The organism is Streptomyces sp. KL116D (assembly GCF_030766975.1).
In the GTDB taxonomy this organism is placed as follows: Bacteria; Actinomycetota; Actinomycetes; order Streptomycetales; family Streptomycetaceae; genus Streptomyces; species Streptomyces longispororuber_A.
Genome location: NZ_JASERH010000079.1, coordinates 1 through 13348, shown reverse-complemented (window position 1 = coordinate 13348; position 13348 = coordinate 1). Strand labels below are relative to the sequence as shown.

The following is a 13348-nucleotide window of genomic DNA, read 5'->3' as shown; positions in this document are numbered from 1 at the left end:
TCCTGGAAATAGTTCCCTCACGATGTTCGACATCCCTAGACTCACGGCGGGGGCAATACTCGACAACTCCAGGCATGGAGGCCTGGAACTCGTACTGGAATTGAATGGCAGGACCTGGACGCTCGATCCGTCCAGGCCGTACACCCTCGGTCGTGATCCGGGGTGACGTCGTGCTCGACGACGCCAGGGTGTCCTGGCGTCACGCCACGATCAGCTGGGGCGGCCGCAGTTGGGTCATCGAGGACCACGGCTCGACCAACGGCACCTTCGTCCAGGGCCAGCGGATCCACCAGATGAGATCGGGCCCGCGCGCCGTCCACCCGGCAACTCAACTGACGGGCCGCGCTTGAGCGTGCAGGGCAGTGCGCTTGCGCCGCAGTGGTCGCCTCGCCGCACCATGGCGCAGCAGCAGCGCCGCCGGCCCGCCCAGCAGCCACCGCCGCAGCAGCAGCCGCAGGGCGGTGCGCCCGGCTGGCCGCAGCAGGCGCCCCAGCAGGCGCAGCTGCCGCAGCAGCAACAGCAGCAGTGCGCGCAGCACGCCGGTGCAGGCAGATGCCGCACTGTCAGGGACCCGGTGGAGCGTGGGGGCGCCGCCGGTCTACGGCGACCGCAGCCCGACGACCTTCCACCCTCAGCTCGGGCCTCGGCCGCGTCATGCGCATCGGCCGTGCGCTGGAGAACGAGCTGGTCGTCTCCGACCTTCCAGGTCTCGCGCCTGCACGCGCCGAGTTCCACGCGACGCCCGACGGCCGCTTCGAGATCCGCGACCTGGGTTCGCACAACGGCACGTACGTCAACGGCCAGCCGATCGCCAAGGGCGGCACCGGCGCTGTCAGCCCCGAACGACATCGTCGGCGTCGGCCACTCGACGTTCCGCCTCGTCGGCGACCGGCTCGAGGAGTTCGTCGACACCGGTGACGCCCTTTCTCCGCGCGCCACCTGACGCGTCACCGTCGACGGCGGCAAGCAGATCCTTCAAGCGACGTCTCCTTCGGCGTCCCGGAGAAGTCGCTGATCGCGCGTCATCGGCCCGTCGCGGCTCCGGCAAGTCGACGCTGCTCGACGGCACTGACCGGCTACCGGCCGGCCAACCAGGGCGACGTCCTCTACGACAACCGGAACCTGTACAAGCAGTTCGCCGAGCTGCGCCAGCGCATCGGCCTGGTCCCGCAGGACGACAGTCCTGCACAAGGAACTGACCGTCAAGAAGGCGCTCTGGCTACGCGGCCAAGCTCCGCTTCCCGGCGGACACCAGCGAGCAGGAGCGCCAGCAGCGCATCGACGAGGAGCTGCGCGAGCTCAAGCTGGACATCCACAAGGAGAAGAAGGTCACCTCCCTCTCCGGTGGCCAGCGCAAGCGCGTGCTCGCGGGCCTCTGAGCTGCTCACCAAGCCGTCGCTGATCTTCCTGGACGAGCCGACCTCCGGCCTCGACCCGGCATGGACCGCGACGTCATGCAGCTCCTGCGCGGCTCTGTCCGACGACGGCCGCACGGTCCTCGTCGTCACCCACCCGGTGGCCGAGCTCGCGATCTGCGACAAGCTCCTCGTGATGGCGCCGGGCGGCTCGGTGGCGTACTTCGGCCCGCCGGAGGAAGCGCTCAACTTCTTCGGCTACGAGACCTGGGCCGACGTCTTCTCGGCGTTCGAGAACTACCGCGACTACGACTGGGCGGGCCGCTGGAAGGGCCTGCAGCACTACCAGACGTACGCGCGGCCGACATCGACGCCGTCGCCCCGCAGTCCGATGCAGGTGCCGCCGCCCGCGGCGGTCAAGCCGCCCAAGCCGCAGCCCTGGGGCGCAGCTGATCACGCTGATCCGCCGCTACGTGTCGGTGATCGCCTCCGACAAGGGCTTCCCCTTTATGGGCCTGATGGTGATCCTGCCCGCGGGTGCTCGGGCATCGTCTCGCGGTCATCCCGGCCGATTTCGGCCTGGCGCCGCCAGCTCGCCGTCCCGTTCAGCGGCGACGCGGGCACGATCATGTTGATCGTCGCGGTCGGCTATGTGCTTCTCGGGACGCGGCCAACTCGGTCCGAGAACTGATCATGAACGGGTCATCTACGAGCGCGAACGGGCCACCGGCCTGTCCCGCTCCGCGTACCCTGATGTCCAAGGTCATCGTCCTCGGCTTCATCACGGCCCATCCAGGGCGTCATCATCTGCGCCATCGCCTTCGACGCCGCGAGACCTTCCGAAGGAAGGTCTCCTGATGCCGCCGGCCGTCGAGCTGTGCATCTCGATCATCGCGCTCGGGCTTCACGTCGATGATGTTCGGCCTGGTCATCTCCTCGCTGGTGAAGACCTCCGAGAAGACGATGCCGCTGCTGGTGATGTTCGCGATCGTCCAGGTCGTCTTCACCGGAGTCCTCTTTCCAGATCTACGGTCTCGATCGGCCTGGAGCAGTCTCGCCTGGCTGATGCCGTCCCGCTGGGCGATCGGTGCCGCCGGCGCCACGCTGGACCCGGCGCACCTGATGCCGCCGTGGGACCCGAAGAAGCCGAACGACCTCGACCCGCTGTGGGAGCACTCGGTCGGCCAGTGGGCATCAACATCGCGGTGCTGCTCGCCCTCGGCATCATCTGCGGCTTCGCGGTCGCGCGCCTGCTGCGCCGCCATGAGCCCGAGGTCATGCGCAGCAGTCGTCACGCACGACAGAGCACACGACGGAGAAGCGGCGGCACCCGCGCGGGTGCCGCCCTTCTCCGTCGTGGTCGGCGTGCTGAGGACCCTGAGGTCCCGGCAGAGAGTCCCAGTACGCGCTGTTCACGTTGTCGATCGAGCCGTACTTGTCGGCCGTGCGTAGTTCGCGGCGGCCGCGATGTTGGCGACCGGGTCGTAGATGTTCGTCGAGGTGCCGTCGGCGTGGTAGCGCGTTGAACGTCGGCTGGATGACCTGGAGCAGGCCGATCGACGGGGTGCCGTTCTGGGCGTTGATGTCCCAGCCGTTCATGCGCGCTCGGGTTGCCCGTGGACTCGCGCATGATGTTGCATGTAGAGCCCGTTGTACGTACCCGGGATGCCCTTTGACTTCATGATGTCCAGCGACTGCTTGATCCAGCCGTCCAGGTTGTTGGCGTGACCGGCTTGCGGGCGGCGGCGCGGAGGCGGCCTCCCTGGCCTCGCGCTCGCGCTTCGCCTTGGCGTCCGCTCGGCTTCGCCTTGGCCGCGGCATCGGCCTTCGCCCTGGCCTCGGCGTCGGCACTTCTTCTGCGCCTCTTCCTTCGCCTTGGCGTCCTGCTGGGCCTTCAGCTTGGGCGGCGGCCTGCTCGCGCTTCTCGGACGCCGCGGCCTGCTGGCCGGTGACGCTGTCGTGCACGTCCTTGACCTGCTGCGTACCGGCAGCCGTCGGGAGAGGCGACGGGGGCGGCGGAGACCGTCTCGGCCAGACGCCTGCGTGTCAGCGACCCGGCACCAGCGTCACCGCGAGGGCGGCGGCACCGAGGGCGGCGACACCGGCCATCGAGAACTTGTGGGTGCGGGTCAGGCGACTCATGGCCGGAAGGGGCGTGCTTGGACATGAGATGGGGACCTCTGAAGTGTGTTTGGGGCACGAGCACCGCGGGTACAACCGTTCGGCGCTCAGCGACGAGGGCCATTCTGAGCGGGCGCAAAATTCCGTGGCAAAGGTGTGACGTACGAAGCCGGGTAGTGGACCGGGGGCATGCGAAAAGCGGGCCAGGAGTCGGCTCTCGACTCCTGGCCCCCGCCCCGCCCTCGGGACTTTGGTCCTTACTTATCCACTCAGGCACCTTCGTACGTGATGTGCGCCCTATGCGCGGCGTCACAGCGGGCACCCGCCGATCTCACCAGTGTTGCCGGTGCAGCGCGCTAGCGTGAGGGCGCCTGCTCCGGAAGGATGAGATGGACGTCGCCGAACTCGTGCACAGGCAGAGGCCCCGCAGCGCCTCCTTCGCACGTACGGCTCACGGCCGCCCGCCCCGCCACCGCTCTCCAGTCATCAGCGAGATGGGACGCCTCCGGCTCGTGCAGCCCGGCGTCAGCAGCCCGTCCACCACCCGCACCCCCGCGCCTCCGGCGTCACGACCAGCTCCGTCCAGCCGCGCGCCGCCCGCACCACCCCGTCGTCCCCGGCCGCCGACTCGACGGCCCGCACCGCCGTCGTGCCCACGGCGATCACCCGGCCGTCCTCGGCCCTGGCCGCGTTGGATCAGCCGCGCCGACGCCTCCGGGCACCTCGAACCGTCTCCCATAGGGCGGCTCGTGCGACTCCGCCGACGCGACCCCCGTGTGCAGCGTGATCGGCGCGAACTGCACACCCCGGCTCACCAGCTGCGCCACGATCCGCTCCGTGAAGGGCCGCGCCGCACTCTCGGCATCTCCGCACTGCTCCGCCCCGTCGGCGTACGGCAGCGCGAACACCGTCTGATAGGCGGACAGCGGCTGGTCCTGCTCCGTGTACGCGTAGCGGATCGGCCGCCGTGCGCTCCGCAGCAGCGCGGGCACGTCCGGTCGCCCGCACCCCACCACAGCCGCTCGTTCCCCGCCGCGACCGGCTCCTCGAAGACGAGGTGCACACAGCCGGGGCAGCGACACCACCGAACCCGCGGGCCCGCCTGCGCGCGGGCGCGTGGTGCCCCGCCCGTCCGGAACCCGCAGTCTCGACCGCCCACCGCCCGTCGTCGCCCCCGCGTGGAGAAGTGCACGACCACGCGCGCGTGCCCGTCCGTCCTGTCCACGGCGGCCGCCAGCGTGGGGGAGGTGTTCACCACGAGCAGGTCCCCGGCCCGCAGCACCTCCGGCAGCTCGGGAAGCGGTGGTGCGCCACCTCCGTGCCGCGCGACACCAGCAGCCGCACCGACGATCTGTCCCGGCCGGGACCCCGCTGCTCGGCGGGCACCCGCGCCGACAGCTCCTCCGGCACCCGCAGCGCAGCGTCATCGCGCCTCCAGCAGAGAAGGCGCCGCGTACCGCCCGCTGGCCCGGCCGCTCGTCGAGCAGCCGCAGGAACTCCGGGCACGACGTCCTCGGGCCGTGGCACGCCGCTCAGATCCTCGTCCGGCTCGGCCGCCGCCAGCATCTTCGTCCGCATCCCGCCCGGATCCACCGCCCACACCCGCAGGCCGGACTCCTCCACCCCGAGCACGGCCGACAGCTGGTCGAGGGCCCGCCTTCGTCGCCCCGTAACCGCCCCACGTGCGGTACGCCTCGGCCGCCGCGTCCGAACTCATGTTGATCACCGCCCCGTCGTGCGCCTCGCGCAGCAGCGGCAGCGCCTCCTGCGGCAGTCCGAGCGGCGCCACCACATTGACCTCCAGCGCCCTGCGGAACGCGTCGAGCCCGTGCTCGCCGAGCGTCACCAGCGGCTCCGCGCCCAGCACCCCCGCGTTGTTCACCAGCAGATCGAGACCGCCCAGCTCCCAGGCCGCCGCGATCAGCTTGACCTGGTGCCCGCCGTCCAGACGTCACCCGGCACCGCCACGACCGCCCCGCCGTGCCTGCGCAACCCCGCCGCCACCTCCTCCAGCGGCCCGGGGACCGCGCGTCGAGCACCAGATCCCAGCCCCGCTCGGCCAGCGCCGTGGCGAGCGCCCGCCCGAATCCCCGTGAGGCCCCTGTGATGATCGCTACTGTCATGACAACCGTCCCCTTTGGTCCGCCATCTCTGCGTGTGCCTTCAACGTAGGAACGGTGGGGGCCCGGGCACCTGTATGCGGGTCGCGACGCCCACGGGCCCTTCGGCCTAAGCCCAGGGCCCTAGGCGGGCGCCGCCACCTGACCGATACGCGCCGTCACACCCCGCCGGTACGGTGAGCTCATGAGTCAAGGTCCACGGACTGGTCTTGCGGCGGTCAGCGCCGCGCTGCTGGGCCATGAGCAGGCACCTGGAGGTGCGCGACGTCCTCAAGACGATCGTCGCCTCCGCAGCGCGAAGCTGCTCGACGCCGAGTACGCGGCGCTCGGGGTGCCCCGACGACCACGGCGGCTTCGCCCAGCTCGTCGTCGACGGCGTCAGCGACGAGCAGTGGAAGGCCATCGGCCCGCTGCCGCGCCAGCACGGCATCCTCGCCGCGATGCCGCGCGAGGCGAAGACCGAGCGCCTCGCCGACGTCCGCAAGCGACCCCCGCTTCGAGGGCTGGCCCGTCCGCCCACCCGGACATGTCCGACTCTGGGCCTGCCCATCAAGGACGGCGACGAGACGATCGGCGCGCTCTTCCCTCGCGAACAAGAAGCGCCCTAAGCCGCAAGGCGGTTGCGGCTTCACGCAGGAGGACGAGGAGCTGCTCCAGATCCTCGCCCAGCACGCCGCGATCGCCCTTGACGAACGCCCGGCTCTACGAGCGCAGCCGCGAGCTCACCATCGCCGAGGAGCGCTCCGCCTCGCGCACGAACCGCGACGACGCCGTCAGCCAGAAGCTCTTCTCGCTCCGCCTGACCGCGCAGGCGGCGGCGCAGCTCGTGGACCGCGATCCGGCCCGCGCCAGCGACGAGTTGCAGCACGTGGCCGCGCTCGCCGCGGAGGCCACCGGACGAACTGCGCGCCGCCGTCGTGGAGTTGCGCCCCGCCGCACTGGACGAGGACGGCTCTGGTCGCCACCCTCCGTACGCGCAGATCCAGGTGCTCGACCGGGCCCACGGCGCACGGGTCACGTTCTGCTGCGACGGCATCCGCGCCCTCCCCTGCGGCCCAGGAGGAGGCGATGCTCCGCGTCGCCCAGGAGGCGCTGCACAACGCACTGCGGCACTCCGGGGCGTGCGTCGAGACGTGACGCTCGACAAGCGGGGCGCGGGCGCCGTGCTCACGTCAGCGACGACGGCAAGGGGCTTCGAGCCGGGGAGTCGATACGCCGCGCGGGACGCCACCTCGGCCTGGTCTCGATGCACGACCGGACGAGCGGCGTCGGCGGGCGGCTCGCAGTGAATCGGAGCCCGGCAAGGGCACCACGATCGAGATGGAGGTCCCCGGTGGCTGACGCAATCAAGGTGCTGCTGGTCGACGACCACCAGGTCGTCCGCAGGGGATCTGCGCACGTTCCTCGAGATCCAGGACGACATCGAGGTGGTCGGCGAGGCGGCCGACGGCGCCGAAGGGGTCGACCGCGCCGAGGAGTTGAAGCCGACGTCGTCCTGATGGACGTCAAGATGCCGGGCATGGACGGCGCGAGGCACTGCGCAAGCCCGCGAGCTCGGGACAATCCGGCGCGGGTGCTGATCGTCACCAGCTTCACGGAGCAGCGCACCGTCGTCCCGGCCCTGCGCGCCGGCGCCGCCGGGTATCGTCTACAAGGACGTGGACCCCGACGCACTGGCCCGGCGCCATCCGGTCCGTGCACGCCGGCCACATCCTGCTCCAGCCCGAGGTGGCTGGCGCCCTGCTCTCCCAGGAGCAGGCGAACAACGGGCAGGGGGAGAGGCAGTTCGCTCACCGAGCGGGAGCGCAGGTGCTCGGCCTGATCGCGGACGTGCCGCTCGAACCGGGAGATCGCCCGCGCCCTCGTCCCTCCGAGAAGACGGTGAAGACCCACGTGTCGAACATCTCATGAAGCTCGACCTGGCGGACCGCACCCAGGCCGCCCTGTGGCCGTCCGGCACGGGGTCACCGGCTGACCCCACGCCCTCGTCCGGGCGACCGTGCTCCGGCGCACTACTGCACTCGGCGCCGTGGACGGTTCCGCTCCGCCAGAGATTCAGAGACTGTCGTGTAGATGTCCACCGTCCGAGCGCACTCCCGCCGGGCCCTCCGGCGTTCTCCAGTGCATGCTGCGGCGGCTGGCCGCGGCAACGCAAGGAGTGAGCTAGAAGTGGAAGAACCTGCACAGACGGCCGCGGCTGTCACTCGTCGCCGGCGGCCTGGTCGCCGCCGGTGCCGGTCTCGCTTCCGCCACTGATTTCGCGTGCGCACGCCGACGGGCAAGGCTCGAAGTCGCCGGGCGTCGGGCTCGGGCAACCTCATCCAGGCCCCGATCCACATCCCGGTCAACGCCGTGGGCAACACCGCCAACGTCATCGGCGTGCTGAACCCGGCCTTCGGCAACGGCGGCTTCAACGGCTGATCACGGCCGATCACGACCGGCTCGCTGCTGATCGCGACGCGGGTCACGGCTGACTTCGAATCTCAGGGTCCACGGACCACCGGCCCCCGGGTAACTCCCCGCCGTCCAGTCTCCGCCCCGACCGGGCGACACCGCCGTCCTCACGGCCGTTCGACCTCAACTCCCGCAGGGGGAACGCTCGCCTGACCCGTTCGTCGGCCGATTGATCCGAATCGAGGGCAAGCCGCGCCCACGAAAGTCGTCCGACCGGCTCCACGCAGTCAGCCAGCGTGCGACCCCGTGGCTGGGCCGCACCGCGCTACTGGAGTGAACACTTCCTGGGCGAGCATCGCCAAGAAGGCCGCCCTGACCCTCGCCGTCGCGGGCCCGCCGCTGCCGGCGCGTCCGCCGGTGCCGCCTCCCGCCGACTCCGAGGCGGGAGGGCGCGGCCACCTCGAAGTCCCTCGCAGCGCCGCTCTCCGGGCAACCAGGCCCAGGTCCCGGTCCACGTCCCGGTGAACGCGCCCGGGCAACCCGGTCAACGTGGACCGGCGTCTCTGAACCCCGCCTTTCGGCAACATGGCGTCGAACCTCCGACGCTCGCTCGCTACACAGGTGCGGCAGAAGGCCCTCACGGACCAGGTCCGCGAGGGGCCTTCGCCGCATCGACGAGGGCGTGCCGCAGCGCGCGCGAACCTCAGCCCCCGCTCCCGCTCCTCCACGAAGGGAGTTGTACGCGGCCACCTGAGCTCTGCTGCGCGCCGTCCAGCTCGACGGGCCGCAACGCGACGGCCCGAGCCTCACCTCCGAAGCCAAGCTCACCGCTCCCAGCCGTGCCTGCTCTCGTACGCCACGGAGGACGAGCAGCTCCCATCGCTGCGCCAGCTCGAGCACCTGCACGGCTCCGCGCCGGATACCCGGGAGCCAGCACTCACGGCCCCGGTCGGCCCGGGCCCGGTGCGCTGCCGATCGCGGCCTTCCGCCACCGGGCTCCCGGAACCGGCCACGTCCAGCTTCGTCAGCACCACGCTCGTGGCGTCCCGCAGCGCCTCCGCCAGCCTCTGCCCGCCTTCGCCGAGGGATTTCCGGCACGTCCGCCGGGCGGAGTCCTCCCGCACGGGGCAGGCAGTGCCAGACGACCTCGACGCGGATCGCCGCCGTCCGGCTCCGGCCTCAGCGCCACTCTCGGGCACCAGCCTGAGCGCCACCCTCGTGGCAGACGACGGCCTCCTCGGCGTCCAGGGCCCGCGCGTTGACCTCGGGAGGTCCGCTGAGTCCCAGCGGGATGTCCCTGGCGCGGGCAGCGCCACCTGCAGCTCTGCCTCGCCCCCGAGCGCCCGCAGCCGCCCGAGCGCCAGCGTCAGCCCGACCGCGGACTCTGGGAGTCCTTCGACATGGTGCACCGCGTCCTCACCTCACAAATGGCGAGCACCGCGTCATCAGGTGCGACAAAACCGCCCAACAGGGCATTTCCCATGCGGCCAGACGTCCAGAGCGTGGTCCGAGAGCGATGCGCCCTGGCACTCGCGAAGCTCCCGGGCGAGGTCGTGCCTCCGGCCGATGGAATGGACCACCGCCAGTGGCGTGGTTTGCCTGGGGGCGGTGTCCGGTTACGAATAAACTGAACACGGTGCACGGGACGCAAAGCCGAGACAGCTGAGACTGCAATGGAGACAACGCGCTCATGAGCGATGTACTGAGTTGGAGGACGTATCCGTGGTCCGGTGAGGGCCCGGTTTCGGTGGACCAGGCTCCCTGGTCGGTGAAGCCGAGGGGGAGCTCATCCCCGACCGAATGGCGCCGGCAAGACCACCCTCCAACGTCGCCTCGAGCCACGTGTCTCGAGCCAGGGCACCGCCACGATCCTCGGCGAGACCCTCGGCAAGCCCGGGCACGGACGTCTTTGAGCGCTGCGTAAGCCTGCGTGCATCGGCGGCCGCCGGCATCGCGCTCGCCGAGAAGCTGCCCAAGCGCCAGACCGCTTCCAGACCGTGCTCACGGCCGCGCGTACGCTACGGACGGCCGGCTGGCAGGAGGGAGTAGCCGAGGACGTCGACGAGCAGCGCGCCCGCGCTTCCTCGACCGCCTCGGCATGGTTTATACCTGACCGTGTTCGGCACCTTTCGATTTAATCGACCCCGAGCTGCTGCTCATCGACGAGCCCGCCGCGGGTCCCGACCTCGGCGGGCCGCGGGACCTCGTGTGCGCCGCCTCGGCCGCGCCTCAAGCCCGCGACCCCGATCGCCCCGTCGATGATCGCGGCGGACGCACCACGCCGAGGAGACTCGCCCCCGGCTTCACGCGCACGTCCTCAAGGATCCGTCAGGGCCAAGGTCCTGGGCCGCCGGCCCGCTGGAGCTGGAACTCACCTCCCGCAACCTCTCCACGTTGCTTCTGGCCTCCCCCTGGTCGTCGAGGCAGAAGGGCGAGCGCTGGACCGCCACGGGTCTGCCCCGAGCTGACGGCCCCGCGCGGCCGTGCGCCGGTCGTCGTCTGTCCGGCAACGGCCACCAGCGGATCTACCATGACCATGGCAGACATCGACGCATGGGTGTGGTGGCTGATCGGAACGGCCGCGCTCGGTATTCCCTTTTGGTCATCACCGCCATGCCCGGAGTTGGGCATGCTGTCCGTCGGCGCGGTCGCCGGCGCCGTGACAGCAGGACTCGGCGGCGGGTGCCGTTCTCAGGGTCGTGGTCTTCCCTGCCGCGGTGTCGTGCGCGCTGATCGCCGTCGTACGCCCCATCGCCAAGCGGCAGCGCACGGAACCGCCCCCAACTGGCCACGGGCGTGGACGCCCTGAAGGACAAGCAGGCCGTCGTCGTCGAGCTGAGGTCGACGGCGGCAGCGGCCGCATCAAACTGGCCGGTGAGATCTGGTCCGCCCCGCGCCCTCGACGCCGACGCGACGTTCGAACCGGGACCGCCAGGTCGACGTGGTCGACATCGAGGGGGCCACCGCCATCGTCATCTGACCCGAACTCGCACGCCACCAGGGTGGTTCTGACAAACTCGACGAGCAAGATCGCATGATCTTCCGGTACGACGAATACGGCGAAGCCGGAACGACGACGGTACGAAGGGCACAGGAGACGCGATGTCAGCGATCATCATCGTCCTGATCATTCTGGTGGTGTTGGTCTTCATCGCCCTGATCAAGACCATCCAGGTCATCCCGCAGGCCAGCGCCGCCATCGTGGAACGCTTCGGCCGCTACACCCGCACGCTGAACGCCGGCCTGAACATCGTCGTCCCGTTCATCGACTCCATCCGCAACCGCATCGACCTGCGCGAGCGGGATCGTGCCGTTCCCGCCGCAGCCGGTGATCACCCAGGACAACCTGGTCGTCAACATCGACACCGTCATCTACTACCAGGTGACCGACGCCCGCGCCGCGACCACGAGGTGGCCAGTTACATCCAGGCCATCGAGCAGCTGACCGGTCACCACCCTCCGCAACATCATCGGTGGCATGGACCTGGAGCGGACCCTGACCTCCCGCGAGGAGATCAACGCGGCACTGCGCGGCGTCCTCGACGAGGCGACGGGCAAGTGGGGCATCCGCGTCAACCGCGTCGAGCTCAAGATCGAACCGCCCACCTCCATCCAGGACTCGATGGAGAAGCAGATGCGCGCCGACCGTGACAAGCGCGCCGCGATCCTCACCGCCGAAGGCATCCGCCAGTCCCAGATCCTCCACGGCGGAGGGCGAGAAGCAGTCGGCGATCCTCCGCGCGGAGGGCGAGGCGAAGGCCGCGGCCCTGCGCGCGAGGGGCGAGGCGCAGGCCATCCGCACGGTCTTCGAGTCCATCCCACGCGGAGCGACCCGGACCAGAAGCTGCCTCGTACCAGTACCTCCAGATGCTCGAAGATCGCCGAGGGCGACGCCAACAAGCTGTGGATCGTCCTCAGCGAGATCGGCGACGCACTCCGCGCCTGTCCGGCGCGATCGGCAACTTCTCGGCCCGATGGCGGGCGGTGGTCGGGCCCCTGTCGGCCCTGAAGGAGCGCAGGGAACAGCGCCGATCGACTGACGGACATGACGGATGACGATTATGATAGCCTGCCGACCATCAGGTCGGCGGGCCCCTTCGTGCACGCGGCGCCTACGCTGCGACGCCCCCGCCCCAGCCAGTCCGGCAGGGGCTGCCTTCACGTCCGTCCGTGCAGCGACAGCAGCATGGCGTCGGCCGGCGTCGCCTGAAGGGCTTCCCGCAGCAGCGGTATCCTGGCCTGCTCCGGCGTCCGGTCCGCCTGCGGTGATTGTCCTGGCGCAGGACGCGCCACCGTGTTCAGCCAGGAGTCCGCACTGCCTTGGGACCGCGGCACGACGGGTCCACGGTCGTCGCTCCGCCGGCCGCAGTACGCGCACTCCGGTGCTGGTCCCGCACGAGCACACCCTGCCTGAATTCACGGCGCGCGTTCGGAACGGCACCTGTACGTACCTTGCACAGCCTGATCACCCGCGGCACCAGGCTGCCGAGCGGCGGCACCGCGCATCCGCAGCTCGGGGTGGGCCTGCTCGACGACGGCCTTGTCCTGCAGCACCAGCACGACTCGCTCGGTCTAACGTCACCGTCGAGAGTGGTCCGAAGCCCGGTGTTCAGCACCAGCGTGTCCTGCATCCCGCCCACCTCCCGCACAAACTCGGATCACCCTCGGCGTCCGTGCGTCAACTCTGGCTGTGCACGCCGAGATGGACAACGTATTAAACCGCCCGCCTCCCGGGATCCACTTCCAAGACTAGAGGCGGGTAACGTTCCGTGAACGCTTTGGTGAACGCTACTTTCGCGGCGCCGCGTACTCGGCGCGACGACCTGCGCGCGCCAGCGCGTGGGAACCGGTGTAGCGATTGTTCGACGAACGCGGGCGAACTGTTGAATCCGACCCACCTTCGGTTCACGGCGTACACGGTGAAGACGTAACGGGTGGGTGGTCCCCGGCGGCGGCGCGCCCCACCAGTCCTTGCTCCTGTCGTTCTTTGAGGCTGGTCACCGAGACTGATGTCGATCACGGACCAGTGCTGTGAATCCGCTCCGGTCGGCGCGTCCGATCGAAGCACGACACGGCGGAAGTTTGGTCTCCGCGCGGGAAGCCCTCCCACCGCAGGTGTGGTGACGGGCTCCCTGGCCGCAGACCTGGTCGTCCTGAGCACCCAATTCGCTTTCGAAGTCATCGCTCACGACCGTGAACGACGGCACCTGGGGGCAAAGCATGCGGCAGCGGGAGCCTGCTCTCGCTGCTCGGTCACAACGGAACCTCCTGGGTGAAGTGGCGCACGAACGCGAAAGTAAGCCTCACGATAAATGCGGAAACGGTTAAACACCTAAATCTTGAACCGAACGAAGCACC

The 13348-nt window shown here is 70.1% G+C and carries 2 protein-coding genes and 14 pseudogenes; 10 read left to right on the top strand and 6 right to left on the bottom strand.

All coding sequences use genetic code 11. From position 1 onward, the window contains the following. Nucleotides 1-100: 100 nt before the first annotated feature. Nucleotides 101-2638: pseudogene (locus RBJ77_RS30630) on the top strand (FHA domain-containing protein); the annotation flags it as partial. A gap of 118 nt (nt 2639-2756) precedes the next feature. Here the strand turns inward: RBJ77_RS30630 and RBJ77_RS30625 are convergent. The 3 pseudogenes from RBJ77_RS30625 to RBJ77_RS30615 all read right to left on the bottom strand — a co-directional run. Further along, a pseudogene (locus RBJ77_RS30625) lies at nt 2757-3082 on the bottom strand (transglycosylase SLT domain-containing protein); the annotation flags it as partial. A gap of 750 nt (nt 3083-3832) precedes the next feature. Further along, a pseudogene (locus RBJ77_RS30620) lies at nt 3833-4892 on the bottom strand (S-adenosylmethionine:tRNA ribosyltransferase-isomerase). Nucleotides 4893-4899: 7 nt separating this feature from the next. Beyond that, a pseudogene (locus RBJ77_RS30615) lies at nt 4900-5599 on the bottom strand (SDR family NAD(P)-dependent oxidoreductase). Nucleotides 5600-5780: 181 nt separating this feature from the next. On the opposite strand from RBJ77_RS30615, the pseudogene RBJ77_RS30610 reads away from it, so the two are divergent. The 5 genes and pseudogenes from RBJ77_RS30610 to RBJ77_RS30590 form a co-directional block, all read left to right on the top strand. After that, a pseudogene (locus tag RBJ77_RS30610) lies at nt 5781-6937 on the top strand (GAF domain-containing sensor histidine kinase). Beyond that, nucleotides 6930-7229, top strand: a pseudogene (locus tag RBJ77_RS30605) (response regulator); the annotation flags it as partial. The pseudogenes RBJ77_RS30610 and RBJ77_RS30605, both read left to right, overlap by 8 nt. 62 nt (nt 7230-7291) lie before the next feature. Then, complete coding sequence (locus RBJ77_RS30600; protein ID WP_372347983.1) at nt 7292-7507, top strand: hypothetical protein; 216 nt, start codon at nt 7292-7294, stop codon at nt 7505-7507. A gap of 268 nt (nt 7508-7775) precedes the next feature. Continuing rightward, nucleotides 7776-8017, top strand: a pseudogene (locus RBJ77_RS30595) (chaplin). A 269-nt stretch (nt 8018-8286) separates the two neighbouring features. Then, nucleotides 8287-8565 (top strand): annotated as a pseudogene (locus RBJ77_RS30590) (chaplin family protein); the annotation flags it as partial. Between the two features lie 132 nt (nt 8566-8697). On the opposite strand, the pseudogene RBJ77_RS30585 reads toward RBJ77_RS30590, so the two are convergent. Next, a pseudogene (locus RBJ77_RS30585) lies at nt 8698-9508 on the bottom strand (hypothetical protein); the annotation flags it as partial. Between the two features lie 172 nt (nt 9509-9680). Between RBJ77_RS30585 and RBJ77_RS30580 the strand changes: the two are divergent. The 4 genes and pseudogenes from RBJ77_RS30580 to RBJ77_RS30565 all read left to right on the top strand — a co-directional run. After that, a pseudogene (locus tag RBJ77_RS30580) lies at nt 9681-10450 on the top strand (ABC transporter ATP-binding protein); the annotation flags it as partial. A 239-nt stretch (nt 10451-10689) separates the two neighbouring features. Then, on the top strand, nt 10690-11028 hold the full coding sequence (locus tag RBJ77_RS30575; protein WP_372347959.1) for an NfeD family protein: 339 nt from the start codon (nt 10690-10692) through the stop codon (nt 11026-11028). Between the two features lie 64 nt (nt 11029-11092). Then, nucleotides 11093-11251 (top strand): annotated as a pseudogene (locus RBJ77_RS30570) (SPFH/Band 7/PHB domain protein); the annotation flags it as partial. 46 nt (nt 11252-11297) lie between these two features. Then, nucleotides 11298-11999: pseudogene (locus RBJ77_RS30565) on the top strand (SPFH domain-containing protein). Between the two features lie 149 nt (nt 12000-12148). Here RBJ77_RS30565 and RBJ77_RS30560 read toward each other — a convergent pair. Then, a pseudogene (locus tag RBJ77_RS30560) lies at nt 12149-12621 on the bottom strand (HNH endonuclease). Nucleotides 12622-12778: 157 nt separating this feature from the next. Next, nucleotides 12779-13219 (bottom strand): annotated as a pseudogene (locus RBJ77_RS30555) (YbhB/YbcL family Raf kinase inhibitor-like protein). Between the last annotated feature and the right edge of the window lie 129 nt (nt 13220-13348).